Origin of the sequence: Thermocrispum agreste DSM 44070, from assembly GCF_000427905.1 — a bacterium.
Classification (GTDB): domain Bacteria; phylum Actinomycetota; class Actinomycetes; order Mycobacteriales; family Pseudonocardiaceae; genus Thermocrispum; species Thermocrispum agreste.
In genome coordinates, this window is sequence record NZ_KE386604.1 from 892,952 (window position 1) to 917,929 (window position 24,978).

Sequence of the window (24,978 nt, forward strand, 5' to 3'; positions counted from 1 at the left end):
TTACGGGGCCCTCACAGCCAGCGGTTGCGTCTGAGCCGGAAGTACAGGGTCAGACAGACCACGGCGATGAGCAACAGCACCGCCGGATAGCCGTACCGCCAGTGGGTCTCCGGCATGAAGTCGAAGTTCATCCCGTAGATCCCCGCGATGGCGGTCGGCACCGCGATGATGGCTGCCCACGCGGTGATCTTGCGCATGTCGGTGTTCTGCTGCAGCGTGATCTTGGCCAAGGTGGCGTCCACCAGCGTGGTGAGCATCTCGTCGAATCCGGCCACCCGCTCCGAGACCGTGGTCAGGTGGTCGTCGACGTCGCTGAAGTACGACCGCACCTGGTCCGGCACCAGCTTGCTGTAGCCCTGGGCCAGCCTGCGCAGCGGTGTGGCCAGCGGCAGCACCGCCCGGCGCAGCTCGAGCACTTCGCGCTTCATGAAGTAGATCTGCTCGGCGGTGACCAGCGAGTCCGGGGCGAACACCTCGGTCTCCAGGGTGTCCACGTCCTCGGCCAGACCGTCGGTGACGGTCATGTAGTCGTCCACCACGTGGTCGGCGATGGCGTGCAGCACCGCGGACGGCCCGAGCGCCAGTTGCTCCGGGTCGTCCTCCAGTTGCTTGCGCACCTGACCGAGCTCGGCGTGTTCGCCGTGCCGGACGGTGATGATGAAGTCCTTGCCCAGGAACGCCATCAGCTCACCGGTGGCCACGATCTCGTTCGCCGTGGTCGGTGACGAGTGCTCGACGTAGCGGACCGTCTTGAACACCATGAACAGGGTGTCCTCGTACCGGTCCAGCTTGGGACGCTGATGCGCCTGGACCGCGTCCTCCACCGCCAGCTCGTGCAGCTCGAACGTGCGGGCGATGGCGGCCATCTGCTCTTCGGCGGGTTCGTACAGCCCGAGCCAGACGAAGCCCTCTCCGGTGGCGCGCACCTCCGCGATCGCGTCGGTGTGCGTCCACCGCCCGGGCTTTCGCCGCCCGTCGACGTAGACCGCGCAGTCGACGATGCACGAGTCGAGTGGCGAGGTGGCACGCGGCTTCACTGGGCCGTGGACGGTCCTGGCGCGGGAACGCAACGCGCTGAGCGAAGGAATCGCGGGCATGAGGAACTCCTGCCAGGTAGAAGGGACTGGCTTTGCGGCACGGGACTATCGCCAGTACTCACGGGTTCCTCACCTCCTCGCGTTCGTGGCTCCTCCTGGGTGGGCCGGTCGAGCGTGTCGAGGCTCTCGTTGACCAACAAGCACCAATGATCGAGGGTACTCCAACAGTGGTACTGCGTGCTCATTTCCCCCGATGAGGAGGCCGAAACAGTGCAGTTCGGGCGCTACTACGAAGAGTTCGAGGTCGGTGACGTCTACAAGCACTGGCCGGGCAAGACGGTGACCGAGTACGACGATCACCTGTTCTGCCTGCTCACCATGAACCACCATCCGCTGCACATGGACGCCCACTACGCGGAGAACACCACCGACTTCGGCAAGAACGTGGTGGTCGGCAACTACATCTACTCGCTGCTGCTGGGGATGTCCGTGCCCGACGTCTCCGGCAAGGCCATCGCCAACCTCGAGGTGGAATCGCTGCGGCACGTGGCCCCGACCTTCCACGGCGACACCATCTACGGCGAGACCGAGGTGCTGGACAAGACGCCGTCGAAGTCGAAGGACGACCGTGGCGTGGTGTACGTGGAGACCCGCGGCTACAAGCAGGACGGCACGGTGGTGTGCGTGTTCCGCCGGAAGGTGATGGTGCCGAAGCGGTCGTACGGCGAAGCGCGCGGTGGGGAGCAGCCGGGGAGGCCGGAACCTCGTGACTGACGACCCGCTCGCGGTCGTCCGGCAGCGGCTGCGCACGTTCGCCGAGGCCGAGGCGCAGACCTCGCCGCTGTACGCGCACTTGGCGGGCCAGGCCGCCGAGGACGACGAGGTGGCGGGCTTGTTGCTGGCCGCGCCGCTCAACCACGCGCGGCCGACGCTGCTGCTGGCGGCGGTGCACCGGCTCCTGGCGGCCGCGCCGGTGCACCCGCTCAGCCGGTACTACCCGACGATGGGGGGTTTCGACGGGGTCGACGACCGGACGTGGCCGTTGTTCCGGTCCTTCGTGCTGGAACGGGCCGACGAGGTGCGTCGGCTGTGCGCGACCCGGTTCACCCAGACCAACGAGGTGCAGCGGTCGGCGCTGCTGTATCCGGCCGTCGCCGCGGTCGCGAAGCGGGCGCGCTCGCCGATCGCGCTGCTGGAGGTGGGCACCAGCGCGGGGCTGCTGCTGGGGTTGGACCGCTACCGGTACGAGTACTCGTTCCGGGCGGACAAGTTCACCGCCGGACCGGCCAAGGCGGCGTTGAGCCTGAGCTGCGCGGTCGACGGTGACGGGTTCACCCAGCCGCCGAAGAAGCTGGCCGTCGGCGCCCGGCTGGGGCTGGACCAGGCCCCGGTCGACCTCGCCGACGAGGAGCAGTTCGCCTGGCTGGAGGCATGCGTGTGGCCGGATCAGCTGGAACGGGTGCGGCTGCTGCACACCGCGGCCGCCGTGCAGCGCCGGGATCCGCCCGAGCTGATGACCGGTGACGCGGTGGACGACCTGTCCGCGGCGGCAGGCAGGCTGCCCGGGGACCTGCCGCTGGTGGTGCTGACCAGCCACGCCACCACCTACCTCGAGCGGCCGCGCCGCGAGCAGTTCGTCGCGACGCTGACCGAGCTGGCGCGGCAGCGTCCGCTGTGGTGGGTGGCCAGCGGCCCGTACGAGAGCGGCATCGACCTGGTCGTGCCCGGCCGGGACGAGCTGAGCTACCGCGCCAGCGGGCTGAGCACGTTGGCGGTGACCGAGTGGGTGGACGGGCAGCCGCGTGGGCGGGTGCTCGCCCAGCACGCGCACCACGGCAAGCGAATGACCTGGCTGGGCTGACCGGGGCCGGGGCATCTTTCCGGCGTGACTTGACCGTCGCGGGGTGGCTCGGCGGGCCCGTCGGCTCGGGTCGTGTGGGGTGAAGGGCTTCGGTCTTCGTCGCAAGTTGGCTCGGCAGGTCCGTCGGCTCAGTTCGCGCCCGAAGCGCCGGCTTCCTCGGCGCACCGCCGTTCGCAAGGTGGTCTCCCCGGCTCGGATCGAGCACCGAGCGTGGCCCGGGGCTGGCCGCTCCTCGGCTCGTGTGGATGGGGGATGCCCAGTGGTGGTGTGCTCGTTCGTGTCGTCTGCCTGCGCGGACCGGCGAGGCCGTCTGGGCTCGCATCGATCGCCGGGGCCGGCCGGAGGCCTTCTCGGCTCGCATCGACCGCCGGGGGCGGCAGGCAGGGCGGATTGCCCGGCTCCTGGCGACCATCGGCGGCGGTCCGGGCCGTCCGTCTCCTTCGGCTCGCCGGCCAACCGCCACGGCCTGGAAACATCGCGCCCGGGGTGACCTGCCGAGCAGCGGCCCGTGGCGCAGCATGCCCGCACTGGAAGGACCGTTCCCGGGGGGTGACCTGACCTGAACGGGGTATCCCCGGCCGGATGAAATTGTGGGGTCCGTTCCGCCGCCGGACATGCCCGGTCGGGCATTTCTCGCTGTGGGATGGCTCTCGCGTCAGCGGGGAAGGGCATTCCAACCACGGAGGGTGTCGGTCAGTTGCTCCACCAGAGCGCCCTCCTGCTCGAACCGGGTGTATTCCTCGGCTGTGACCCAGCGAACATCGGCGGCATCATCACCCGGGCGGAGCAGTCCGCCGATGACCGAACAGAAGTAGTCGTGGATCTCGAATTCGCCGCGCACCACGACGCCGGCCAGCGCGCCGCAAGTCACCTCCAAACCGGTCTCTTCGCGCAGCTCACGGGCCACCGCGGCGGCGTCGGACTCCCCGGCCTCGACCCTTCCCCCAGGCAGGGACCACTTTCCCGGCGACGGCGGGTGGCCGCGCTTGATCATCAGCAGCCTGCCGCGCGCGTCGTGCACCACCGCGCCGACGCAACGCACTGTGGGCTTTTTCGCGGCCATAGCCACAGAGAGTAGTGAAGCGGTAGCATGTCCGGCGGGGCTGGCCCGTCTGCGGGACTTCCCTTGCGGAATACCGCACCTGGTGCGGTATGAACGAACCGGTGACGTGAGCGACGAGTAGACGGGATCTGATCGCCAGTGAACGCGAAGAAAATAGCTGCTGTGACCGGGATCCTGCTGGTGCTGTTCTTCGTGATTTCGCAGCCCGGTCAGTCCGCGGCCATGGTGCACAACATCCTGGGCATGCTGCAGGACGCGGCTGAGTCGTTGATCGCGTTCGTCAGCAACGTCGTCAACGGCTGACGCAGGGCACGCGCTTCACCATGCTGCTGGCTCCCCGGGATCCGGACGAGTACCTGCTCGACACCGAGCGACGGGTCATCCGCGTTCGCCGGCATTGGGCGGTCCTGCTGTGGGACACGTTCGAAAGCGCCGCGCTGCTGGCGATCACCATCATGGTGTCCTACCTGCTCCCGCCGTCGGAGCTGATCCAGAGCGCGCTGTGGTACGTCGCGCTGGCGGTGGTGCTCCGGTTCGCGTGGAAGGTCATGGAGTGGTGGGTGGAGACCCTGGTGGTCACCGACAAGCGCTTCGTGCTCACCCGCGGCATCTTCACCACCAAGGTGCTGATGATGCCCATCAGCAAGGTCACCGACCTGACCTACGAGCGGCCGTTCATCGGCCGCATCCTCGGCTACGGCACGGTGATCGTCGAGTCGGCCGGTCAGATCCAGGCGCTGAACAACATCGACTTCATCCCGCATCCCGAGGAGTTCTACGACTCGATCTCCGAGCTGGTCTTCGGCGACAAGAAGGCCCAGGCCCAGCGGTTCTCGATGATGAAGGCGCAGCGCGCGGCGAAGGGCAAGCGCCCGGTCGGCTGACCCAGCCGTCCCGCCGCACACCGGCCGCCACCTGCATCGGCGCCGCCCTGGCCGGTCGGGCACACTCGACAGGTGCGCATCGATCTCCACACCCACACCGTGCTGTCGGACGGCACGGACACGCCGCGTGAGCTGATCCAGGCGGCGGCCGCGGCGGGCCTGGACGTCCTGGCCATCACCGATCACGACACCACGGCCGGGTGGCAGGAGGCGGTCGACGCGCTGCCGTCCGGCATGACGTTGATCCGGGGAGCCGAGTTGTCCTGCGTCAGCACTTCGGAGCAGGGCTGGCCGATCAGCGTGCACCTGCTGGCGTACCTGTTCGATCCGGACGCGCAGGCGCTGGTCGCCGAACAGCGACGGCTCCGGGCGGAGCGGCGGGAGCGGCTGCGCCGGATGGCCGAGCGCATGGCCGCGGACGGCCTCCCGATCGATCCGGAGGCGGTGCTGGCGTCGCTGCCCGCCGACGGCTCCGCGGGTCGGCCGCACCTGGCCAGGGCGCTGATCGAGGCGGGCTTGGTGAGTTCGGTGAGCGAGGCGTTCGACAAGTACCTGGGCAGCCGGGGCCGGTACTACGTGCGGCGGGCGGACACCCCGGTGAGGCGAGCCGTCGCGATGATCGCCGAAGCCGGCGGGGTGACCGTGCTGGCCCATCCGTGGGCCTACTCGCGCGGCCCGACGGTCGGGGAGGACGTCATCGCCGAGCTGGCGGCGGCCGGCCTGACCGGGATCGAGGTGGATCATCCCGACCACGATCCGGCCACCAGACAGCGCCTGCGCGGGCTGGCGGCGGAGCTGGGCCTGCTGACCACCGGGTCGAGCGACTACCACGGCGCGAACAAGCCGACGCCGATCGGCGCGGAGACCACCGACCCGGAGGTGTACGAGCAGCTCGTTGCGCGTGCGACCGGCCGCCCTCCGGTGAGAGGCTGAGTCGTGTACTTCGATCTCGAGGTTTTCACGTCCGCGCTGATCACCCTGCTGGTCATCATGGACCCGCCGGGCACGGTGCCGGTGTTCCTCAGCCTGACCGGCCGCAAGCCCCCGGCGGCACGGGCCAAGGCGGCGCGTCAGGCGGTGCTGATCTCGCTGCTGGTCATCACGCTGTTCGCGGTGGCCGGGCAGGCCATCCTGGCCTATCTGGGCATCGGCATCCCCGCGTTGCAGGGCGCAGGCGGCCTGCTGTTGCTGCTGATCGCGCTGGACCTGCTGACCGGCCGGGAAAGCGCCCAGCCGCGTCCGGCCGACGACGTGAACGTGGCGCTGGTGCCGCTGGGCACGCCGCTGCTGGCCGGTCCGGGCGCCATTGCGGCGACCATCGTGTTCGTCCGCGAGGCGGAGGGCCACCTGGGTGCCTACCTGGCGCTGGCCGCGGCCATCCTGCTGGTCCACGTCGGGCTGTTCCTGTGCCTGCGGTTCGCCGGTGGCCTGATCAAGCTGCTGCGGGAAAGCGGCATCACCCTGCTGGCCAAGATCGCCGGTCTGCTGCTGGCCGCCATCGCCGTGCAACTGGTCGCCGAGTCGATCCGCGGGTTCATCGCCGGTGGCTGATCACCGACCGCACGCGGGGGCAGCGCTCCGGCTGAGACTAGCCTGACGGGTATGAGGGCGGATGAGGTGGTGGTGAGCAGGCCGCGCCGGGATGCCGCCGGCGTCGCGCGATTTCTCACCGGGTCATTGGCCGCCGGCCTGGTCGCCCTGACCGCGGTGCTGGTGGTGGCGGAGTGGGTGACCGAGGCCAACGGCCTGGATGGGCCGGGTGCGGGCACGATCACGGGCCACGCGGTCGCCTCGTTCGCCGCCCTGGTTGCCGCGGTGGTGGCGGATCGTCAGCGAGGGCGGATCGTCGCGGCGGCGTTGGCGGTGGTCGTGGCCGTCGTGGCCGCCGTGCTGTGGTTCTACTGGCTCACCTGAGCGGATCACCCGGTACGCGAGCGGGTGCGGCCGCGCGTCAAGGCTGGCCGATGCATCACCGGAACGCAACCAGCGTGTCGCCGCGCTGCTCGAGCAGCACCGGACCGACCCGTCCCAGCCGCACCGGCCCTTGGTAGTCGCCTCGGTCGACGGCGATCGTGTTGGACGCCACGCCGGTTCGCTCGTCGATGACGGCGACACCGCCGTCGATCGGCACGACGACGCTGCCCGCCCACAGCACCCCCGTGCCGCGGGTGTCCGGCAGTGTCCACCGGGGCTGCAATGTCGTGGCGTCCAGCGCGAGAGTCGCCGACCCGGTGTCCCACAACACCGACGAGACCCCGTTGGTGGTCCGGGGCGTCCCCGCGTCGTGCGCGGCCAGCAGCTCGTCCGCCGGCATGGTCAGGCGGTACTGGTGCACCAGCTTGCCCGGCTTGGCGTAGATCAGCATCTGACGCGAGTGCGGCAGGACGACGGCGGCACGGGGCTCGTCGTCCCGCGCCACCGCGACCACGCGGCCGTCCGGCCCGGGCAGTTTGGCCGACAGCAGCACCTTGGGCTCGTCGGTCCTGTTCTCGCCGTCCTTCTCGTTGGTCGTGCCGATGACGGTCAGCCAGTCGGCCCGGTCACCCGCGCAGCGCTCGGTGACGGCGATCTTGCCCACGGCCAGGGTCATGGAGTTCAGCACGCAGTCGGCGCGGGGCGGGCGGGCCGGATCGGGTGTGCATCGCCGCTCCTGCTCCGGCGGCGGCGACGTCTCCACCTGCCCGCCACCGGACTCGCTGGTGGCGGTGCAGCCGGGCGGATGCTGCCGGTTCGGCTCCACCGGTGTCGGCACCCGCCCGTACTCCATCGTCCGGATCAGCTCCCTGCTCCAGACGTTGAGCAGCTTCCGGCCGGTGGCCAGCACGTGTGTTCCGTCGCTGAGCAGGCGAGTGCCGAACTCGGCGTCGCCGTTGCGTTGGGCTCGCAGCCTGCCGGTGGTGATGTCGAACCGGGACACCTCGCTGCACCCGGCCGACTTGCTGTGCACGACGACGACACTGCCCCAGGCTTCGGCGACCGTGCACAGCGGGAGGTCACGCGCGTAATGCCAGCGCTCGCGCCCGGTTTCGGCGTCCCGCCCAGTGACTTCGCCGTCGGCAGCGGTGACGACCGTCGAACCGTGGGCGACCGGGACCACGGTGGCCGGGCTGGGGGCCCGCCACGCCTCGGTCAGCCGTTCCGGCGGCTGCGCCGGCTCGGGAAGCGCAGGCACCGGCCGCGCCGTGGAGCGGCTGGTGGCCCTGCTGTCGCTCTGCGCCCACACCACCGCTCCGACGACCACGACGAGTACGACGATGATCGCCGCGGCGATCCTGTCCCGCGGACGTGTCCACGGCGAACGGGTACCGGTCCGCTTGTGCGGCTCGCGCGAACCGGGCACGAGTCAGGCGTCTCCGCCTGCTGACGTGGTAGCGCTGCTGCGGCGGCGACGCCGGCGGCGGCGCGTGCCGGACGGTTTGCCCGGCGCCGAGCTGGCCGGCTCGTCCGAGCGCGCTTCCGGCGCCGTCTGAGCCTGGCCCGCCGCCGTGTCGGCCTGCTGCTTGCCTGCCGATGCCGAGCGGCCGCTACGGGTGCGCTTGCGCGAGCGCCGCTTGCCCGGCGACTGCGACCGCGGGCCACCAGCGCGCTTGCCGCCGAAGTCCTCGGCCTCCTCCGCGGCCAGCCCGGCGCGGGTGCGCTTGGCCAGCGGCAACCGCCCGGTCGCCTCCCGCGGGATGCCCAGGTCGGTGTACAGGTGGTCGGACGTCGAATACGTCTCCACCGGCTCCGGGATGCCCAGGCCGAGCGTGTCGGAGATGAGCCGCCAGCGCTGCTCCTCGTCCCAGTCCACCAGCGTCACCGCGACACCGGCCTTGCCCGCCCGGCCGGTACGGCCGATGCGGTGGATGTAGGTCTTCTCGTCCTCCGGGCACTGGTAGTTGATCACGTGGGTGACGTCGTCGACGTCGATGCCACGGGCCGCCACGTCGGTGGCCACCAGGACGTCGATCTTGCCCGACCGGAACGCGCGCAGCGCCTGCTCCCTGGCCGACTGGCCGAGGTCGCCGTGCACCGCACCGGCGGCGAAGCCGCGCTCGGTGAGGTCGTCGGCGAGCTTCTGCGCGGTGCGCTTGGTCCGGGTGAAGATCATGGTCAGCCCACGGTCCTTGGCCTGCAGCACCCGCGCGATCAGCTCCGGCTTGTCCAGCGCGTGCGCTCGGTAGACGAACTGGGCGGTGCGTTCGTGCACCGCGCCCTGGTCGACCTCCTCGGCACGGATGTGCGTCGGCTTGTGCAGGAACGCGCGGGCCAGCGTGATGATCGGGCCAGGCATGGTGGCCGAGAACAGCATCGTCTGCCGCTGCTCCGGCACCATCTGCAGAATCCGCTCCACGTCCGGCAGGAAGCCGAGGTCGAGCATTTCGTCGGCCTCGTCGAGCACCAGCGCGGACACCTTGCCCAGCACCAGGTGCCGCTGCTCGGCCAGGTCCAGCAGCCGTCCCGGGGTACCGACCACCAGGTCGACGCCCTTCTTCAGCGCCTTGATCTGCGACTCGTACGGCCGCCCGCCGTACACCGCGAGGGTGCGGACGCCGAGGTACTTGCCTGCGTCGTGCAGGTCGTGCGTGACCTGCAGGCACAGCTCGCGGGTCGGCACCACCACCAGCGCCTGCGGTGTGCCGTCACCCGGCAGGGTCAGCCGGTTGAGGATCGGGACACCGAAACCGAGTGTCTTGCCGGTCCCGGTGCGGGCCTGCCCGATGACGTCCTCGCCGGCCAGTGCCAGCGGCAGGGTCAATTCCTGAATGGCGAACGTGCGCTCGATGCCCGCTTCTTTCAGCGCCCGGACGATTTCCGGCTTGATGTCGAACTCGCTGAATTTCGGTGCCTCGGGCCGCACCGGGGCGCCGGCACGCAGCGGATGGGAAGTATCGCTCTCGTCGACACCGGCCTCGCTGTGCTCCAGCGTGACGGGGTCGGTGGGCCCGGGGGCATCCGGCTGTTCGGATCGCTCGCCAGGCGTGTTCGTCATGGTCAGCGTGATCGCCTCTCTCGATGTTCCAGCGCGCACAGCTGACGGTGGGAATCCCCAATGTGCCGATCGGGACACGACCGGCATCGGCTCGCGTGCACGCACAGTGCCTCGATATCGCTCGATGTTCCGCGAAACCGCACGCCCACGAACAGGTGGTGGCGCGCGTGATGCGATATCGCTCTCCAGGTGCAGTCTACCGGCCCAAATCGGCGTTAGGGTCTAAACATGACCGACGGCACCGACCAATCGGCCAACTCCGCGACGGAGAAGACCGACGAACAGCGAGGTACTCAGGCTGCCAAGGAGCCGCTCAGCGAGGGCGTGGTGGACCTGCTCGGCGTGTTGGCCTACGGCGAGCTGGCCGCGTTCGACCGGCTGGCGGAGGACGCCAGGGGAGCGCCGACGTTGACCGGTCGCGCCCAGCTGTCCGCCATGGCGGCCGCGGAGATGTCGCACTACCAGCTCATCGAGCGTTACCTGGCCGAGCACGGGGTGTCCGTGGAGGACGCCATGCGGCCGTTCGTCAAGCCGCTGGACGCCTTCCACGCAGGCACCCGGCCGAAGACGTGGCTGGAATCCCTGGTGAAGGCCTACGTCGGCGACCAGCTGGCGGCCGACCTGTACCGGGAGGTCGCCGACTGGCTGGACCCCGAGACGCGGGAGATCGTGCTCACGGTGCTGGCCGACACCGGACATTCGGCGTTCGCCGAGCGTGAGGTCACCGCGGCCATCGAGGCCGATCCGAAGCTGCGCGACCGCCTGGCGCTGTGGGGCCGGCGCCTGCTCGGCGAAGCGCTCACCCAGTCCCAGTACGTCGCGGCCGAGCGTGACGGGCTGGCCGAGCTGATCATCTCCGGTTCCGGCGACATCTCGGGCATCGCCGCGCTGTTCCGCCGGATGCAGCAGCGGCACCACAAGCGGATGCAGGCGCTCGGCCTCGGCTGACGCGCCCGCCCGGCGGTGGGATAGCCTGGCAGGAGAGCGGACGCGTCCGCAGAGGCTGTGCAGGAGGCATGGGTGGAGATCAAGATCGGCATCGATGAGTCGCCCCGCGAGCTGGTGGTGTCCAGCAACCAGACGCAGGAGGAAGTCGAGAAGCTGGTCACCGAGACGCTGGACAAGGGCGAAGGCCTGCTGCGGCTGTCCGACGAGAAGGGGCGCACCTACCTGGTGCCGTCCGACAAGATCGCCTACGTGGAGATCGCGCCGACCGACACGCGCCGGGTCGGGTTCGCGGTCGTCGAGCCGACGAAGGACGCCAAGGACGCCAAGTAGTGCCGCGAGTGCTCACTCGGCGGCTTTCTCGGCACCTGTGGCCGCGTCGCCACGGGTGTCGCGCATTTTGATCACCTTGTTCAGTTCGAGCGGCTTGTTCGGGTCGACCGTGTGACCGTGCTGGCGCAGCACGCCGTCGATCGCTGCCCAGATGATCTGCGTGGTGTACTCCACCACGGCTTCCTTGCTCATCGACTGGCGTTCCAGCCACCATTCCCCGATGTTCTGCACCAGCCCGACCACGCCGTGCGCCCACGGCTCGGCGGCGCCGGAGTCCATGCCGAACGCGCGCATGTAGTCGCCGAGCACGGCGGTCACCGCGGTGGCGATGAGCCGTTTGTCCTCCTGGGCGATGGCGGTGCTCGGCGAGTCGGCGGCGTGCGGCGGCGGGTGCACCAGCAGCCGATACAGGTTCGGGTACTCCTCCACGGTGCTGAAGAAGGCGTCGATCGCCCGCCGGATGCGCGGCACCGGGGCCAGCTCCTGGTTCAGCGCGGGCATCAGCCGGTTGAAGAGGATCTCGGTCCCGCGCTGGCCGAGCGCCACCAGCAGGTCGGCCTTGTCGGTGAAGTGCCGGTACAGCACAGGCTTGGTGACCCCGGCCTCGGCGGCGACGTCCTCCATGCCGAAGTCCGGCCCCTGCTTGTCGATGACCCGCAGCGCTGCCTCGACGAACTCCTTGCGGCGCTCGATGCGGTGCCGCCGCCAGCGGTCGCGCCGGGCGTCGCCCCGGTCGGCCCGGCCTCGTGCGCCCTCCTTGACACCGTCAGCCATGCCGGTCACCATACCGCGAGGTAACTGTTACCGTTCGTCACAGTAAGTTCGGCGAAGGGGCGGAGCGCGTGAGCCTGGTGGAGCCACAGCGCCGGTGGCTGCCGGCGGCGTCCAGTGCAGGGATGGAACGGGTCGACCGGTTCACCGCCGGTGACGGCACCCGCCTGCTGGTCCGAAGCAGCGGGCCGAGCACCGCCCCGGTCACCGTGGTTCTGGTGCACGGCTGGACGCAGCACAGCGGCTGCTGGGACGGCGTGTGCGCGCTGCTGCCCCCGGATGTCCGCGTTCTCCGCGTCGATCTGCGCGGTCACGGCGGTTCGGACCCCGCACCCCCAGGCACGCGCACCCTGGAGCAGCTCGCCGACGACGTGGCCGAGGTGCTGGCTGCGCGCACCTCGGGGCCGGTGGTACTGGTGGGCCACTCGATGGGCGGGATGACGCTCATGGCGCTGGCCGAGCGGCATCCGCGGCTGGTCGCCGACCGGGTGGCCGGGGTGGCTTTCGTGGCGACCTCGTCCGGCAACATGCACCGCATCACGCTGGGGCTGGGCGGGGTGCTCGGCCGCACCGTGCCACGGGCCGAGCCCGTGCTGCGTGGATTGCTGGAACGCCGCGAGGACGGCTCGTTGCCCGCGGTGCCGCAGCTGATCAGTCCCGTGGTGCGGTGGCTGGCGTTCGGCAAGCGGGCCCGCTGGCAGCACGTGAACGACACGGCGCGGGCGGTGCTCGCCGCCCATCCGGCCACCGTCGGCGGGTTGCTGGACGCGATCTTCGCGCACGACCGGACCGTGGTACTCGGCGCGCTGCGCAGCATTCCGACAGTGGTGCTGGCCGGTGACCGGGATCGGCTGTGCTCGGTGGAGCACGCCAAGGTCATCGCCGAGCAGCTGCCCGGGACCAGCTTCGTGCTCTACCCGGGGGCCGGGCACATGCTCATGCACGAGCGCACCACCGACGTGGCACGAAGCCTGATGTCGTTGATTCGTGCTGCGGTCCCCGCGGCCTAGCCGGGCCGTCCGCGCCACGGTCCCCGCGGCCTAGTCGGGCCGTACGCGCCGCGGTGTCCGCCGGTGGGCGACGGCTTGGGGCCCCTGGCGAAATCGTCGGGCCCCCTGCTGCTCAGTGCTCGGCCTGGTGCTGCAGTGGGAAGCCGCCGCCGATGCCACGCCACGCCAGCTGCGCGATGAGCGCGACCGCTTCGTCCCGGTCGATCGCGGTGTGGTTGTCCTGCCAGTAGCGCGCACTGACCTGGCTCATGCCCACCAGCCCGGACGCCAGCAACTGCGCCTTGGCCGGTGGCAGGCCGGCGTCGGCGGTGATGGTGTCGGTGATCGCGTGCACGCACGCGGACATGGCCCGCTCGACCGCCGCCTGCACCGCGGGCTCGCCGCGCAGATCGGACTCGAACACCATCCGGAACGCGCCGCTGTCCGCGCTGACGAAGTCGTAGTACGCGGCCACCGCGTTGTACACCCGCTGCTTGTTGTCGGTCGTCGACTTCATGGCCTTGGTGACCTCGGCGACCAGCTGCTCCACGTTGTCCTCGAGCAGCGCGATGTACAGCTCGAGCTTGCCGGGGAAGTGCTGGTAGAGCACCGGCTTGGAGACTCCCGCCCGCTCGGCGATCTCGTCCATCGCGGTCGCGTGGTAGCCGTTGGCGGCGAAGACGTCCCTGGCCACCGAAAGCAGTTGTGCCCGGCGCTTGCGTTTGGGCATGCGCACCCCGCGCTTGAGCTGAGCGAGGACGCCGGTGGCCTGCGCGTTCGTCGTTTCCGTCATGGCCGGCCTTCCGCATGTCGTGCGCTGTGTCGCGCGTTGTCGTCGGTAGCTGCAGGGGCGGATCTCGCCGCTCCCGACAGTACCCGCCAGTAATACCCGTGGTGCAAGCCGCGCCGGGTCGGCTGACCAGCGGTGCGTCAGCTCTGCCCGTTGGCGCAGCGGTCGTGGCGTACGCCATGCTTGGTGCCATGGCTGATCCGGGAGTGGCGGGCGGCGGCTACGACTCCGCCTGGGACGACCTCGAACTGCCGGAGCTGGACGAGCACCTGCCGCCGTGGCCGGGCACGGTGGAGGAGTCCGGTGGCGTGCGGCTGCACGTCCGGCGGACCGAACCCGAGCTCACCCCGGACGGCGCGCCGACCGCCGTGTACGTGCACGGGCTCGGCGGCTCGTCGACGAACTGGACTGATCTCGGCCGCCTGCTCGCCCCGTGGGCCCGCGGCGTCGCCGTCGACCTGCCGGGTTTCGGGCTCTCCGAGCCGGAGGACGGTTTCGACTACAGCCTGCGCGCCCACGCCGACCGGGTTGCCCGGTTCGTGCGCGGCTTCGGCGACGGACCGGTCCACGTGCTGGGCAACTCGATGGGCGGCGCGATCGCCATCCTGCTGGCTGCGCGGTGGCCCGAGCTGGTGCGCTCCGTGACGCTGGTCTCGCCCGCGGTGCCGGACCTGCGGCCGAGCATCAAGCGGCTGTCCGACCCTCGGCTTGCGCTCGCCTACCTGCCGGTGATCGGGACGCGTGCCCGGCAACAGCTGATCGCGATGACCCCGGAGCAGCGCGTGCGCCAGGTGATCGAGCTGTGCTACCACGACCCGTCGCGGCTGCCGCCGCACCGCCTGGCCGAGATGGTCGAGGAGTACCGGCAGCGCAGCGGCCACGCCTGGGCGGTCACCGCGATGGGGCGGTCGACGCTCGGCATCGTCCGCGACTGGGTGGCCAGGGGCCCGCGGTCGTTGTGGCGGGCGCTGGAGGAGATCACCGCGCCGTCGCTGGTGGTCTGGGGCGAGCGGGACCGGGTGATCAGCGCGCGGAAGGCGGTGCGGACCGTCCGCGCCCTGCGGCGTGGCAGGCTGTTGATGCTCCCGGATACTGGACATGTAGCGCAGATGGAGCAGCCGCGGCGGGTGGCGCAAGCCACCGTGGAGCTGTGGCGTGAGGCGGAGGCCGGACGATAGGCCGACAGGGTGACGACGATGATCGGGATGTCAGCCTGTCGGCGCAGGATTCGATACGCGATGTGGCAGGCTGTAAACCGTGGGTGAGCGTGTGACGAACGGGCCGCGGAGCGCACGGCTTCGCAGGTCACAGCCACCCGATCGCACGTCGGGCGGCATTCCGCGGTATCGCCCCGGTGGCAGGCGGATCGCCGCCGAGCCGTTGGAGGCTTCCTGGAAGCCGGGCGAACCCGCCCGGCGGAGTTCCCGGTCCCGGTCCCGTCCCCGGTCCGGGCCGGCCAGCTGGGTCAAGAAGTACGGCTGGCGGATCTACGCGCTGCCGATTCTGCTGGTCGTCACCGTCCTGGCGGTGCTGGACGCGCGTGACGGTGCGCAGCCCGGGCCGGCAGCTGCGCCGCCGCAAGGGCTGGCAGCGGGCGCACCGTCCGAGCCCGAGGGGCCGAGCGCGACGGAGACCCCGGTCAAGCCGGTGGACCTGCGCATTCCGACCGCGGAGCTTCCTCCCGGCGGGAAGTACACCGAGAAGGGCCGGGGCACCTGGCGGGTGGTGAAAGGCTCCAGCCCGCCGGTCGGCAAGCGGGGTGCGCGGCTGCTCAAGTACACCGTCGAGGTGGAGAACGGCCTCGACCCGTCCAGCTACACCGGGGACGACGCGTTCGCCCAGACCGTCGAGGCCACCCTGGCGGATCCGCGGAGCTGGATCGGCAGCGGCGAGGTGCGCTTCCAGCGGGTGGACGACCCCGCGAAGGCCGACTTCCGGATCAGCCTGACCTCGCCGCGGACCACCCACCGGGCGGACATCTGCGGGTTCCAGATCAGATACGAGTCGTCGTGCTACCAGCGCCGGATGGACCGCGTGATCATCAACCTGGCGCGGTGGGTGCGCGGCGCGAAGGCGTTCAACTCGGACATGACCGCCTACCGGCAGTACGCCATCAACCACGAGGTCGGCCATGTGCTGAACAACGGGCACGTGGGCTGCCAGCGCAACGGTGCCCTGGCGCCGGTGATGATGCAGCAGACGTTCGGCGTGGCCAACAACTACGTGGCCAAGTTGAACAAGGCGGACCCGACGAACTATGCCGCGGTGCCGCGGGACGGGAAGGTCTGCAAGCCCAACGCGTGGCCGAATCCCGGGGCGCAGTGACGCCGGGGCTGTCGCTTGCGTGCGACGCGGCGCAGTCGCCGACGAGGGTGGCGTGACCGCCCTTACGGCCGGGATGCGGGAATGCGGGATGCCACGCCGCTGTTGTTCCAGAGTGTGGACGGTGACGTCATGATGTGGACGGACGCTGGCAGTGCGAGGACTATCGACGTCAGACGGCACCGCACAACCGACGTGGCGTGAACCTGGAGGTCGAATGTCAGGCAGCCTGCCGCCGCTGGTGGAGCCCGCGGCCGAGCTGACCAAGGAGGAAATCGCCCGCTACAGCCGGCACCTGATCATCCCGGACGTCGGGGTGGACGGGCAGAAGCGGCTGAAGAACGCGAAGGTGCTGGTCATGGGCGCCGGCGGGCTGGGCAGCCCCGCGCTGCTGTACCTGGCTGCCGCGGGTGTCGGCACGCTGGGCATCGTCGACTTCGACACGGTGGACGAGTCCAACCTGCAGCGGCAGGTGATCCACGGGCAGTCGGACGTCGGCAAGCTCAAGGCCCAGTCGGCCAAGGAGTCGATCGCCGAAGTCAACCCGTTCGTCACGGTCAACCTGCACACCGAGCGGCTGACCAGCGAGAACGCCCTGGACATCTTCTCCGGCTACGACCTGATCCTGGACGGCACGGACAACTTCGCCACGCGGTACCTGGTCAACGACGCAGCGGTCATCCTGGGCAAGCCGTACGTGTGGGGCTCGATCTTCCGGTTCGAAGGCCAGGTGTCGGTGTTCTGGGAGGCCGCCCCGAACGGCAAGGGCGTCAACTACCGCGACCTGTACCCGGAGCCGCCGCCACCCGGCATGGTTCCGTCCTGCGCCGAGGGCGGCGTGCTGGGTGTGCTGTGCGCGTCGATCGGGTCGATCATGGTCAACGAGGCGATCAAGCTGATCACCGGGATCGGCGAGCCGCTGCTCGGCAGGCTGGTCACCTACGACGCGCTGGAGATGCGCTACCGCGAGGTGAAGATCCGCAAGGACCCGGAGACGCCGAAGATCACCGAGCTGATCGACTACGAGACGTTCTGCGGTGTGGTGTCGGACGAGGCGCAGCAGGCGGCGCAAGACAGCACCATCACGCCGCACGAGCTGAAGGCCATGTTCGACTCGGGCAAGGAGTTCGAGCTGATCGACGTGCGGGAGCCGCACGAGTACGAGATCGTCCGGATCGAGGGCGCCAAGCTCGTGCCGAAGGACCGGATCCTGTCCGGGGAGGCGCTGGCCGAGCTGCCGCAGGACAAGCCGATCGTGCTGCACTGCAAGTCGGGTGGCCGGTCGGCGGAGGCGCTGGCGGCGCTGCACCGCGCCGGCTTCTCCGACGCGGTGCACCTGGGCGGCGGGATCCTGGCCTGGGCGAAGCAGATCGACCCGAGCCTGCCGACGTACTGAGCACGAACCCGGGGCTCGAGTCCGCGTCCCGACCTGGGGGCCGGACTCGAGCCCTTTGGCGTGCCGTTCTGGGGAATCCTCCAGCTTCTGGCGTTCCTGGTGGGCGCAGGGCGCGACTTGTCCAGCATGGGGCGGTACTGCAGCTGTCCGGCCGGTGTGCGCAGGACCCGAGTCGTGGTGTCCTGACGGACGCCGTGAATATCGACTTGCAGTCGGCACGAGTGGGCTGTGACCTGACCGGCCCAGGCAGGGGATGAGGCATCTCCCCGGTGGCGGGTCGGCATGCGCCGCCCATTGGGGTGGCAGGTTGCGCCCAATGGAGTCAGGGACCCGCGGGCGGCGGAGTGTCACCCGGTGGAGTGAGAATCGAGCGCGTTAGTCTGCCGCCGTGCCGGTCACTCGTGAGCGTCCTCCGCTGCGTGTTTGCGCTGCATTCAACGTCGATCCCGAGTCGTTGCGGCCGCTTGCCGACGGGTCGGGCTGGCGGGGTGACGGTGTGGTGCTGCGGCCTGCCACCGACTCGGTGGAGGCGGTTTGGGCGGCGCGTGCGCTCGGTTCGATCGTGTTGCCGGATGTGCGGATTGCGCGGCCGTCGCGGGCCACCGATGGGCGCGCGATCGTGGGTGGCTGGATGGCTTACCGCTTGGCTGCGGGATCCGGTGACGAGGTGGCCGAGGAGCGGCCGTCGGTGGAGGAGATCGTGCTGGTGTCGGTGAAGCTTCACCAGGCGTTGATCAATGTGCCGCGGCCGGACTTCATCGACAAGCGCACGGATGTGCTGGCGCGTGCCGACCGGGTGGCTTGGGGCGAGGAGGAGGTGGAGCTGGACGAGGCGAACGGTGGCCGGTGGTTCGAGATCCTGGCTGGGGCGGCTCGGGAGACGAAGTTGCCCAATCAGGTCGTGCACGGCAGCTTGTTCCGCAGTGTGCGGCTTGCTGGGGATCGGGTGCCTACTGTGTTCGACTTCCGGCCGTACTATCGCCCGGCGGAGTGGGCTACGGCGCTGGTGGTCGTGGACGCGGTTGTGGCCAATGCGGCGGGGGCCACGCTTATCCAGCAGTGGTCGCATCTGCCCGACTGGCGGCAGATGCTGCTCCGGGCCACCATGTTCCGTCTCGCTGCGCACGCCCTGGACCCGGAAAGTGCGGGGGAGGAGACGTTGGACGGTCTCCGCCGAGCAGCCGTCCTTGTCGGTGAGGTCTAGACCCGGTCGGCAAGTCGGGGACCGGCTGGCGCTGCGGTGCGGTGACACCTCGTCGTGGGTGGTCCAGGGGTGGGTGTCCGGGGTGTGAAGTGTTCGGAAAGTGGCACCACGCGCGCGGTCTGTTGCTACCGTAGGCCACGGACCAGCGACACGCAGCGTCTGGAGGGGCCGCGATGACCGTCGGGATGTTCATGGAGAAGGCCTGGGCCGAGATCCTGGACTACCTCGACCTGGAGCGGAAGAAGTACGGCGGTTCGACGCTCCTCGACAAGGTCTACCTGCACGCCACGGGCAAAGGCTTCCGCTTCCCGGACGATGCCACGGCGCAAAAGATGGTCGATACTTTCAAGGAACGGGAAAAGAGCATCAGGGCTCGCGCCTACCTCATCGACACTTTGGAGTCCTGTATCAATCAAACGTTCTCTTATGATGAGACAAGTGAATCTTATCGTAAAACAGCTTTGACGTCGGTGGCGGCCCTTCGACAACTTAATGATTCGGCGCTGCGATACACCCAGAACTACATCGAGAAGATTGAGGCGGCCAGAAAGCGGTACGCTCAGCAAGAGGAAGCGGCAGAGAACGACGCTCGTGGTATAGCGAGGTAGGTCTGTTGAGCGTTCGTGCACGGCATTGGTCAGTGGTCGCCCTGCTGGCGGTCGTATTCATCATGACCGCGTGCAGTGGCGAGGAGCGAGGTACTCCGCGTCCCGCGAACACGGCGTCTTCCGGGTCTGTGGCACCCGGGGGCTCGGAGTCGCTTGACTATCCGAAGGTGCAGACCCCGCTTGATCCCACTGCTTATCTGCAGAACCCCTGCGAGCTTGTCCCGGCGGCTGTTCTCGAGACGCTTGCGCAATTCGACCCAGGGGAGCCGGACGTCGACAGCCCCGCCGCCCAGAAGATGATCGGTCCGCGATGTACCTGGGTTTCCAGCGATGTGGGAGGGCCGACGATCGGCGTCAGTATCAATACAGTGCGCAGCGAACTCATCGCGGACGGCTCTGGGGGGCTGGAAGCTGAATATCGCTCCAAAGCCAATGGCAGGATCGATCATCTGGAGCCTGTGAGCTTGCCCGGGCATCCCGGGAACCCGGCGGTCATCGCTGCTCAATCCAGTGAGCTCGACCGTGGGTCGTGTCCAGTGACGGTTGGCCTGAGTGATGAGTTGACTTTTACTGTTCGCATGATCCACTCGGCGGATCCGTCGGCTGCTTGTGACGGTGCTCAAAAGGTGGCGGCCGCAGTGCTCGACACATTGGCGGGGGGTAAGTGATGGAACTCACTGGTGAGAAAATCTATGAGATCTTCATGTCCGGAGACATCACCCCGCTCGAAGCTGCGCGCCAGGTCATCGAGGACCTGGTCGAAAAGTTCCGCGAGGAGGTCAAGGAGCTCGACGACTCGCGCAGGCAATTGCTGACGTATTGGGAGGGGGACAGTGCAGAAGCAGCCGGTCGCGGTGTCGAGCCGTTGATTCAAGCGCATTCCGAGAGTGCTCCGTTGATCGCCATGGCGAACGACTCGGTGTACCGGCAGGAGGAAGGCTACAAGTGGGGGAAGCGGTCGGTAGAGCCGGTTCCACCCGAGCCTGAAGAGCCGAGTCTGTTCGCTCGTGGGGTTGCGGCGATCGTGCCGGGTGTTCCGGACCCGGATGTCCCGTACCGCAAGGCATTGGCGGCGCATAATGCGGCCAGTGAGAACAACGTGCGGGTGATGGAGCAGTATCGCGACCTCACCGTGGACAACACCGACCTTCTGCCGAAGGACTACGGCATCATAGAGGACGATGGTGCTCCGATCTACATCGGTCGCACCGAGACGTCCAGCAGCGGCGGAAGTGCCACCATCAGCACCCCGACCCTCGGCCAGCCTGGTTACACCGGTTCGATGCCCGGTCCGGGGATCGGCTCGGTTGGTTCCGGCCCGAACCTGTCCGGAGGTGGTGGGTCGATCGGTGGGCCCGCGCCGAGCCCGGTGCCGCATCCGGCGACGCCCGGCCCGACCACCGGTATCGCTGCGCCCGTCACCGGTCCCGGCGGTGGCGGCCCCGGTGGCGGAGGAACCCCAGGTCCGCGACCGGGTGGTCCGGTTGTCGCGCCCGTCGGTCCGGCGGGCGGAGGTCAGTCGAACGATTCCCGCAGGCCGCCCCGTCCCGGTGCAAGGCCGCCGGCGGGCAGCTCGCGTGCGGGCGCGCGGATGACGACGGGTGGCTTGGGTCGTACCGCCGGCGGAGCGTCAGGGGGTGCACCTGGAGCGGGCAGGACGCCCACCATCCTCCGTGGTGGTGCGGCCGCCACGGCTCGGTTGACCGGCGGCACGGCCGGCTTGCAGGCGGGCAAGGGTGCGGGCGTCCTCGGTGGCGGCGGCCCCGGGTCTGGTGCGGGTGGTGCTGCGGCGGCCCGCGCTGCGGCGAGCGGCGTCGGCGCTCGCCCCGGCATGGGCGGCGTCGCCGGCGCGGCCGGCCAGCGTGGCAAGGGTGCCGAGGACTCCGAGCACAAGGACAAGTACGCGGTCAAGGAAGAGTTCGACGAAGGCCTGAAGGTCGAGTACGACGAGCTGGGCGCCAAGACCATCGACGAGACGACGGGCCACACTGTCATCAACCCGGTGATCGGTGCGGCGCCTGAAGCGCCGTCGTCGCGGCAAGTGAAGCCGCACACCCAGTACAAGGACAAGGACGCCTAGGACGTGTACGGTCCGATCCTGACCGCCTCGCCCCATGCCCTCGAGCTGGTCGCCGAGTGGGAACGAGCCGGCCGGCTCAACCCGGTCCTGCGGCCGGTGGCGGTGTTCTACGGTGACGGTGACGCACGCCCCGATCCGGCCAAGGAACTCGCCGACCGCGGTCTGCTGGAAAGCAAGAATCGGGCCGTGGATGCCGTCCTCGACGTGCTTCCTGCCCTGTGCGAGCCGTCGCTGGAGTACGTGGCGGACTTCCGGGTCGAGGACAGCAAGTACACCGCCCTGGCCGCCCGGAAGAACCGGAGCGGAGTGCTCGCGGTGCGGGAGCGCAACCAGAAGGCCGGCACGGACATCGTGCGCTTCCGTGAGGTCGACCCCGACGACCTCATCGGCGCTCTGCTCGACCTGCTCGAGCTGCAACCCGGCAGCGGCCCCCTGGTGAGCGTGAACCTGCACGACGTCAAGGAGGCGAACGAGCGCGGGGCCGTGGCGCCGGTGAGCTTCGAGCACCAGCAGCTGCGGTCCTTCATCCAGCGTCCCCAAGCCGGTCCCGCCATCGAGATCGTGGTGGGAGTCCGCGACGACAGCGGCAAGGTGATCCACACCGAGCGGCCGCTGCACATCGCCGCGCTGGACTGGGGTCACTTCCTCACCTACACCGTGGGCGAGGGACGGGACGAACGCTTCTACGGCGGCCCGGCCACCGCCGACCACGTCCGCAAAGCGCTTGCCGACCTGAAAGCCACCCTTACCCAGCCGGCGTTCTGAACCCAGCCCGAACGCTGACTGGCCACCCACGGGTGTGGGCGCGCGAGCACCGCGCTAGGCGAAGCCGACGGTCGCCTGGTCGAGCCCGCGGGCGCGTGCCGTCCGCGTCGCCTCGGCCTCCAGCTCGCTCACGTCCGGCCGGTGCCTGCCGGTCAACGGGCTGACCGTCACCTCCAGCCGCTGCCCGCGGGCCCGAGCGCGCCACGTGGCCACGATCTCGCCGTCGGCCACCACCACCCCCGGGTTGCCGAGGATCCGCCACACCTGCTTGTGATTCTCCTTCTCCGGCACCAGGACCGCCCGGTCCCGTGCCTGGAGCAACGGGTCGGCCGGAGGAAGCAGCCGCACGAACGAGGGCTCGGCGGGGCTCTCCAACGCCGGAAGCGCGTCCTCGGGCAAGTACGCGGTCTTCCCGTCGACGTCGACCGCGGCAAGCCCGTCGGGCCACATGCGCTTCGCCACCGACTGCGTCGTCCCCAGGAAGCCGGACGCTTCGGCCGGGGTCGCCGGGCCATGCACGCGCAGATACTCCTCGATGACCCGCCTGCCGGTCGCCGGATCGGGCTCCCTCGTGACGTCCTCCCACCCGTCGATCGGGGTCAAGGTGGCCGGTGAGACGTCCGGTTCGAGCCGGACACCCGCACGCAGCGTGGCCAGCCGCATCAGCTGCTCGTGGATGTGCGTGGCTTGACATCTCCGGCACCAGCGGACCAGTCCGGGTGGCAACACCTTGGTCACCGCCTCGCTGGCCGCGCCCTTGGTCATCGTGGCCCCAACGACCTCGCGCAGCCGCTCGGCCGCCGTCGTCAACGCTTCGGTGACCGGCATCCCGGCCTCAGCGACGTCCCGGCGCTGCCACGCCATTCTGGCCTGCGCGTCGCCGTCGTCCAACGGCACCAGCGACTGGGCCACCCACGGAAGATCGGCGGCATGGTGCAGATGCGGAGCACCACGGTGCGACCACGCCAGCGTCAGTCGGCGGCCCGCAGCTCCTCGGCGAATCCCGCACCGGCGAACCGTTCAGGGTCTCCCGCGAGCCGGGTGGCCAGCGCCAGGCGGGCAGCCACCTGCGAGGCATCCTGCACCCCCAACCGCAGCACGGCGAGCTTTCCCGGCTCGTCGTGCGGGCGATGCAACTCCTGAGCGGCGATACGGAACGCCAGAACCTGCTGGCGGTCGACGTGCAACACGGTGGCTCCCGGTGGTCTCAGCCGAAAACGGGCTCGAAGGTGTAGTTCATCGTCTGCGACGACCCGGAGGTCGTGCCACTGCCGGTCATCCCGGTGAGCTCACCGGTGGCGGAACCAGGCACCACGGTGAACGTGCTGCTCACGTGGTGCGTGGCGGCCGAAATGCGGTATTCGTGGCGCACGATGAACGAGCCCTTCCTCCCCTCCACTGTGCCCTCGATCCGCTCCAAGGCGAACGACGTGCTGTCGCCGTCGTCACCGGTCTCGGCGTAGTAGAGCAGAGCGTCGGCGATCGACGCGCCCTCGATGAGCCCGGCGTACTCGTACGTGGCGTGGGCATGAGCGACTCGTGGCGTGCCCTTGCTGCCGCTGACGATGTGCTCGTCCCAGGTCTGCACGGTGAGGGTGTTGTCGGTCATGAGCTCATCGTCCGCTCATTTCCTGACAACTTCTGTCATGTTTTCTGGGAGAATTGCCGACATGCGCGCCAGCCGGCTGCTGTCGGTGCTCCTGTTGCTGCAGAACCGGGGCAGGCTCACCGCTGAGCAACTTGCCCAGGAACTCGAGGTGTCGGTGCGCACCGTGTATCGCGACATCGACGCCCTGTCAGCCGCGGGTGTCCCGGTCTACGCCGAGCGCGGACGCTCCGGTGGCATCCAGCTCGTCGGCGGTTTCCGCACCAGGCTGACCGGACTGACCGAAGCCGAGGCACAGGCGCTGGCCCTGTCCGGCCTGCCGGACGCCGCAGCCGAGCTGGGACTCGGCGCCACGCTCGCGGCCGCTCAGCTCAAACTCAGCGCGGCGCTGCCGCCCGAGCTCCGGGCGCGCGCGAACACCGTTGCCCAGCGTTTCCACCTCGACGTGCCCGGCTGGTTCCACGACGTGGAGAGCCCGCCGCACCTGGCCGCGGTAGCCGATGCGGTGTGGAACGAACGCGTACTGCGTATCCGGTACGTGAAGTGGGGCAGGCGAGAAGTCGAGCGGACGGTCGAACCGCTCGGGCTGGTCCTCAAGGCCGGCCAGTGGTATCTGGTGGCGCGGGTCGGCAACACGGCGACCACCTATCGTGTCGGGCGGATTCAGTCGGTGGAAGTCCTCGGCCAGTTCGATCGCGACCGGGTGGCCGCCGGCTTCGACCTCGCGGAGTTCTGGTCGTCCTTCTCCGAACAGTTCGAGCAGCGGCTCTACCCACGCACCGCGCGCGTGCGGATGTCGAAGCTGGGGCGCGCGCTGGCACCGGTGTATCTCGGCGCGGTCGGGCAGAAGGCCGTGGAAGAGGCCGAGGCCGCAGGCGCCGATGTCGACGCCGAAGGCTGGCAGGAAGTGGAGCTCCCGGTCGAACAGGGCAGGTCGGCGATCGGCGAACTGCTGCGCTTCGGACCGGAGATCGAAGTGCTCGAGCCCGCCGACCTGCGTGCCGAGCTGGCCGAAGCCGTCCGCCGCATGGCGGCCGCCTACGACTCCGGCTCGGCGGGCAGCCAGCGATAAGTGCGCATGTCGACGCGCTGCCGGTCGGCCAGCACCCCCTCGGCGCGCAACCGCTCGAGCTGCTCGCGCCGCAGATGCGGGGCAGGGGTGCCGTCCGCCCGGAGCACCCGGTGCCACGGCAGGTCATGACCGTCTTCCCGCAGCACCCTGCCGACCAGCCGAGGCGTCGAAGCGCCCGCGACGGCCGCGACGTCGCCGTAGGTGCTCACCCGGCCAGGAGGAATGCTCGCCACGACGTGCCTGATGCGCTCGTGCAGCTCCTCGTCCACGAGCCGAGCCT

29 protein-coding genes are annotated in these 24,978 nt (G+C 69.6%); 19 read left to right on the forward strand and 10 right to left on the reverse strand.

The features are described 5' to 3' along the window. Nucleotides 1-11: 11 nt before the first annotated feature. Entirely contained in the window at nucleotides 12-1,097 is a 1,086-nt protein-coding gene (locus YWY_RS0119065; RefSeq protein WP_028848927.1) for a magnesium and cobalt transport protein CorA, read from the reverse strand. Nucleotides 1,098-1,307: 210 nt separating this feature from the next. Between YWY_RS0119065 and YWY_RS0119070 the strand changes: the two genes are divergently transcribed. Together YWY_RS0119070 and YWY_RS0119075 are read left to right on the forward strand one after the other, a co-directional pair. Continuing rightward, nucleotides 1,308-1,811, forward strand: coding sequence for a MaoC family dehydratase (locus YWY_RS0119070; RefSeq protein ID WP_028848928.1), 504 nt, complete (start codon nucleotides 1,308-1,310; stop codon nucleotides 1,809-1,811). Further along, complete coding sequence (locus YWY_RS0119075; protein WP_028848929.1) at nucleotides 1,804-2,898, forward strand: DUF2332 domain-containing protein; 1,095 nt, start codon at nucleotides 1,804-1,806, stop codon at nucleotides 2,896-2,898. The genes YWY_RS0119070 and YWY_RS0119075 overlap by 8 nt, the downstream gene beginning before the upstream one ends. Nucleotides 2,899-3,553: 655 nt before the next feature. On the opposite strand, the gene YWY_RS0119080 is transcribed toward YWY_RS0119075, so the two are convergent. Beyond that, on the reverse strand, nucleotides 3,554-3,961 hold the full coding sequence (locus YWY_RS0119080; protein WP_028848930.1) for an NUDIX hydrolase: 408 nt from the start codon (nucleotides 3,959-3,961) through the stop codon (nucleotides 3,554-3,556). A 162-nt stretch (nucleotides 3,962-4,123) separates the two neighbouring features. Between YWY_RS0119080 and YWY_RS24325 the strand changes: the two genes are divergently transcribed. The 5 genes from YWY_RS24325 (at nucleotide 4,124) to YWY_RS0119105 (ending at nucleotide 6,759) form a co-directional block, all read left to right on the forward strand. Then, complete coding sequence (locus YWY_RS24325; protein ID WP_169725256.1) at nucleotides 4,124-4,264, forward strand: hypothetical protein; 141 nt, start codon at nucleotides 4,124-4,126, stop codon at nucleotides 4,262-4,264. A gap of 23 nt (nucleotides 4,265-4,287) precedes the next feature. After that, nucleotides 4,288-4,845, forward strand: coding sequence for a PH domain-containing protein (locus YWY_RS0119090; protein WP_028848931.1), 558 nt, complete (start codon nucleotides 4,288-4,290; stop codon nucleotides 4,843-4,845). A 72-nt stretch (nucleotides 4,846-4,917) separates the two neighbouring features. Continuing rightward, on the forward strand, nucleotides 4,918-5,778 hold the full coding sequence (locus tag YWY_RS0119095; protein ID WP_028848932.1) for a PHP domain-containing protein: 861 nt from the start codon (nucleotides 4,918-4,920) through the stop codon (nucleotides 5,776-5,778). 3 nt (nucleotides 5,779-5,781) lie between these two features. Continuing rightward, entirely contained in the window at nucleotides 5,782-6,396 is a 615-nt protein-coding gene (locus YWY_RS0119100) for a MarC family protein (protein ID WP_028848933.1), read from the forward strand. Nucleotides 6,397-6,447: 51 nt separating this feature from the next. Continuing rightward, a complete protein-coding gene (locus YWY_RS0119105; protein ID WP_051310427.1) occupies nucleotides 6,448-6,759 on the forward strand; it encodes a hypothetical protein in 312 nt (103 codons plus the stop codon). Between the two features lie 55 nt (nucleotides 6,760-6,814). Here YWY_RS0119105 and YWY_RS22910 read toward each other — a convergent pair whose 3' ends face one another. Beyond that, nucleotides 6,815-8,185, reverse strand: coding sequence for an Rv3212 family protein (locus YWY_RS22910; RefSeq protein WP_051310428.1), 1,371 nt, complete (start codon nucleotides 8,183-8,185; stop codon nucleotides 6,815-6,817). Between the two features lie 3 nt (nucleotides 8,186-8,188). After that, a complete protein-coding gene (locus tag YWY_RS22915; protein WP_156899375.1) occupies nucleotides 8,189-9,817 on the reverse strand; it encodes a DEAD/DEAH box helicase in 1,629 nt (542 codons plus the stop codon). A gap of 228 nt (nucleotides 9,818-10,045) precedes the next feature. Between YWY_RS22915 and YWY_RS0119120 the strand changes: the two genes are divergently transcribed. Then, complete coding sequence (locus YWY_RS0119120; protein WP_084609364.1) at nucleotides 10,046-10,765, forward strand: ferritin-like fold-containing protein; 720 nt, start codon at nucleotides 10,046-10,048, stop codon at nucleotides 10,763-10,765. A 72-nt stretch (nucleotides 10,766-10,837) separates the two neighbouring features. Then, on the forward strand, nucleotides 10,838-11,095 hold the full coding sequence (locus YWY_RS0119125) for a DUF3107 domain-containing protein (RefSeq protein WP_028848936.1): 258 nt from the start codon (nucleotides 10,838-10,840) through the stop codon (nucleotides 11,093-11,095). A gap of 12 nt (nucleotides 11,096-11,107) precedes the next feature. Here the strand turns inward: YWY_RS0119125 and YWY_RS0119130 are convergent, their stop codons facing one another. Further along, on the reverse strand, nucleotides 11,108-11,869 hold the full coding sequence (locus tag YWY_RS0119130; RefSeq protein ID WP_245566733.1) for a TetR/AcrR family transcriptional regulator: 762 nt from the start codon (nucleotides 11,867-11,869) through the stop codon (nucleotides 11,108-11,110). 122 nt (nucleotides 11,870-11,991) lie between these two features. On the opposite strand from YWY_RS0119130, the gene YWY_RS0119135 reads away from it, so the two are divergent. Then, nucleotides 11,992-12,876: an alpha/beta fold hydrolase gene (locus YWY_RS0119135; protein WP_028848938.1), complete on the forward strand. Its 885-nt coding sequence runs from the start codon at nucleotides 11,992-11,994 to the stop codon at nucleotides 12,874-12,876. A gap of 112 nt (nucleotides 12,877-12,988) precedes the next feature. Here YWY_RS0119135 and YWY_RS0119140 read toward each other — a convergent pair whose 3' ends face one another. Beyond that, complete coding sequence (locus YWY_RS0119140; RefSeq protein WP_028848939.1) at nucleotides 12,989-13,648, reverse strand: TetR/AcrR family transcriptional regulator; 660 nt, start codon at nucleotides 13,646-13,648, stop codon at nucleotides 12,989-12,991. A gap of 188 nt (nucleotides 13,649-13,836) precedes the next feature. Between YWY_RS0119140 and YWY_RS0119145 the strand changes: the two genes are divergently transcribed. The 8 genes from YWY_RS0119145 to YWY_RS0119180 all read left to right on the forward strand — a co-directional run bounded on the left by YWY_RS0119145 (nucleotide 13,837) and on the right by YWY_RS0119180 (nucleotide 22,020). Further along, nucleotides 13,837-14,823 carry an alpha/beta fold hydrolase gene (locus tag YWY_RS0119145; protein WP_051310459.1) on the forward strand — a complete coding sequence of 329 codons (987 nt, stop codon included), beginning with the start codon at nucleotides 13,837-13,839 and terminating at the stop codon, nucleotides 14,821-14,823. A gap of 79 nt (nucleotides 14,824-14,902) precedes the next feature. Beyond that, a complete protein-coding gene (locus YWY_RS22920) occupies nucleotides 14,903-15,970 on the forward strand; it encodes a DUF3152 domain-containing protein (protein WP_245566734.1) in 1,068 nt (355 codons plus the stop codon). 214 nt (nucleotides 15,971-16,184) lie between these two features. Beyond that, nucleotides 16,185-17,363, forward strand: a complete 1,179-nt coding sequence (gene moeZ, locus YWY_RS0119160) for an adenylyltransferase/sulfurtransferase MoeZ (RefSeq protein WP_028848941.1) — start codon at nucleotides 16,185-16,187, stop codon at nucleotides 17,361-17,363. Between the two features lie 388 nt (nucleotides 17,364-17,751). After that, the gene (locus YWY_RS0119165) at nucleotides 17,752-18,567 is read left to right on the forward strand and encodes a TIGR02569 family protein (RefSeq protein WP_028848942.1); all 816 of its coding nucleotides are present in this window, start codon (nucleotides 17,752-17,754) and stop codon (nucleotides 18,565-18,567) included. A gap of 173 nt (nucleotides 18,568-18,740) precedes the next feature. After that, the gene (locus YWY_RS0119170) at nucleotides 18,741-19,175 is read left to right on the forward strand and encodes a hypothetical protein (protein ID WP_028848943.1); all 435 of its coding nucleotides are present in this window, start codon (nucleotides 18,741-18,743) and stop codon (nucleotides 19,173-19,175) included. A gap of 62 nt (nucleotides 19,176-19,237) precedes the next feature. Continuing rightward, nucleotides 19,238-19,843: a DUF3558 domain-containing protein gene (locus YWY_RS23885; RefSeq protein WP_245566752.1), complete on the forward strand. Its 606-nt coding sequence runs from the start codon at nucleotides 19,238-19,240 to the stop codon at nucleotides 19,841-19,843. A 35-nt stretch (nucleotides 19,844-19,878) separates the two neighbouring features. After that, entirely contained in the window at nucleotides 19,879-21,255 is a 1,377-nt protein-coding gene (locus tag YWY_RS0119175; protein WP_156899379.1) for a hypothetical protein, read from the forward strand. A 3-nt stretch (nucleotides 21,256-21,258) separates the two neighbouring features. Further along, nucleotides 21,259-22,020 carry an ESX secretion-associated protein EspG gene (locus YWY_RS0119180; protein WP_028848945.1) on the forward strand — a complete coding sequence of 254 codons (762 nt, stop codon included), beginning with the start codon at nucleotides 21,259-21,261 and terminating at the stop codon, nucleotides 22,018-22,020. A 54-nt stretch (nucleotides 22,021-22,074) separates the two neighbouring features. Here the strand turns inward: YWY_RS0119180 and YWY_RS22925 are convergent, their stop codons facing one another. The 3 genes from YWY_RS22925 to YWY_RS0119190 are packed head-to-tail and all read right to left on the reverse strand — an operon-like array spanning nucleotide 22,075 to nucleotide 23,629. Then, a complete protein-coding gene (locus tag YWY_RS22925; RefSeq protein WP_342665131.1) occupies nucleotides 22,075-23,022 on the reverse strand; it encodes a winged helix DNA-binding domain-containing protein in 948 nt (315 codons plus the stop codon). Continuing rightward, nucleotides 22,992-23,210, reverse strand: a complete 219-nt coding sequence (locus YWY_RS24745; RefSeq protein WP_245566735.1) for a hypothetical protein — start codon at nucleotides 23,208-23,210, stop codon at nucleotides 22,992-22,994. The genes YWY_RS22925 and YWY_RS24745 overlap by 31 nt, the downstream gene beginning before the upstream one ends. 17 nt (nucleotides 23,211-23,227) lie before the next feature. Then, on the reverse strand, nucleotides 23,228-23,629 hold the full coding sequence (locus YWY_RS0119190; protein ID WP_028848946.1) for a DUF3224 domain-containing protein: 402 nt from the start codon (nucleotides 23,627-23,629) through the stop codon (nucleotides 23,228-23,230). Between the two features lie 61 nt (nucleotides 23,630-23,690). Here YWY_RS0119190 and YWY_RS0119195 point away from each other — a divergent pair, with 61 nt between their 5' ends. Next, nucleotides 23,691-24,698, forward strand: coding sequence for a helix-turn-helix transcriptional regulator (locus YWY_RS0119195; RefSeq protein WP_028848947.1), 1,008 nt, complete (start codon nucleotides 23,691-23,693; stop codon nucleotides 24,696-24,698). On the opposite strand, the gene YWY_RS0119200 is transcribed toward YWY_RS0119195, so the two are convergent. Then, the gene (locus YWY_RS0119200) at nucleotides 24,665-24,967 is read right to left on the reverse strand and encodes an MGMT family protein (RefSeq protein ID WP_028848948.1); all 303 of its coding nucleotides are present in this window, start codon (nucleotides 24,965-24,967) and stop codon (nucleotides 24,665-24,667) included. The two genes, YWY_RS0119195 and YWY_RS0119200, sit on opposite strands and share 34 nt — an antisense overlap. Between the last annotated feature and the right edge of the window lie 11 nt (nucleotides 24,968-24,978).

Excerpts from the sequence above, each read along its gene's own strand:
- YWY_RS0119065 (WP_028848927.1), bottom strand. The coding sequence starts at position 1,097 with ATGCCCGCGATTCCTTCGCTCAGCGCGTTGCGTTCCCGCGCCAGGACC.
- YWY_RS0119080 (WP_028848930.1), bottom strand. The coding sequence starts at position 3,961 with ATGGCCGCGAAAAAGCCCACAGTGCGTTGCGTCGGCGCGGTGGTGCAC.
- YWY_RS0119105 (WP_051310427.1), top strand. The coding sequence starts at position 6,448 with ATGAGGGCGGATGAGGTGGTGGTGAGCAGGCCGCGCCGGGATGCCGCC.
- YWY_RS22915 (WP_156899375.1), bottom strand. The coding sequence starts at position 9,817 with ATGACGAACACGCCTGGCGAGCGATCCGAACAGCCGGATGCCCCCGGG.
- YWY_RS0119120 (WP_084609364.1), top strand. The coding sequence starts at position 10,046 with ATGACCGACGGCACCGACCAATCGGCCAACTCCGCGACGGAGAAGACC.
- YWY_RS0119130 (WP_245566733.1), bottom strand. The coding sequence starts at position 11,869 with ATGGCTGACGGTGTCAAGGAGGGCGCACGAGGCCGGGCCGACCGGGGC.
- YWY_RS0119135 (WP_028848938.1), top strand. The coding sequence starts at position 11,992 with ATGGAACGGGTCGACCGGTTCACCGCCGGTGACGGCACCCGCCTGCTG.
- YWY_RS0119140 (WP_028848939.1), bottom strand. The coding sequence starts at position 13,648 with ATGACGGAAACGACGAACGCGCAGGCCACCGGCGTCCTCGCTCAGCTC.
- YWY_RS0119145 (WP_051310459.1), top strand. The coding sequence starts at position 13,837 with ATGGCTGATCCGGGAGTGGCGGGCGGCGGCTACGACTCCGCCTGGGAC.
- moeZ (WP_028848941.1), top strand. The coding sequence starts at position 16,185 with ATGTCAGGCAGCCTGCCGCCGCTGGTGGAGCCCGCGGCCGAGCTGACC.
- YWY_RS0119170 (WP_028848943.1), top strand. The coding sequence starts at position 18,741 with ATGACCGTCGGGATGTTCATGGAGAAGGCCTGGGCCGAGATCCTGGAC.
- YWY_RS23885 (WP_245566752.1), top strand. The coding sequence starts at position 19,238 with ATGACCGCGTGCAGTGGCGAGGAGCGAGGTACTCCGCGTCCCGCGAAC.
- YWY_RS0119175 (WP_156899379.1), top strand. The coding sequence starts at position 19,879 with ATGTCCGGAGACATCACCCCGCTCGAAGCTGCGCGCCAGGTCATCGAG.
- YWY_RS0119190 (WP_028848946.1), bottom strand. The coding sequence starts at position 23,629 with ATGACCGACAACACCCTCACCGTGCAGACCTGGGACGAGCACATCGTC.
- YWY_RS0119195 (WP_028848947.1), top strand. The coding sequence starts at position 23,691 with ATGCGCGCCAGCCGGCTGCTGTCGGTGCTCCTGTTGCTGCAGAACCGG.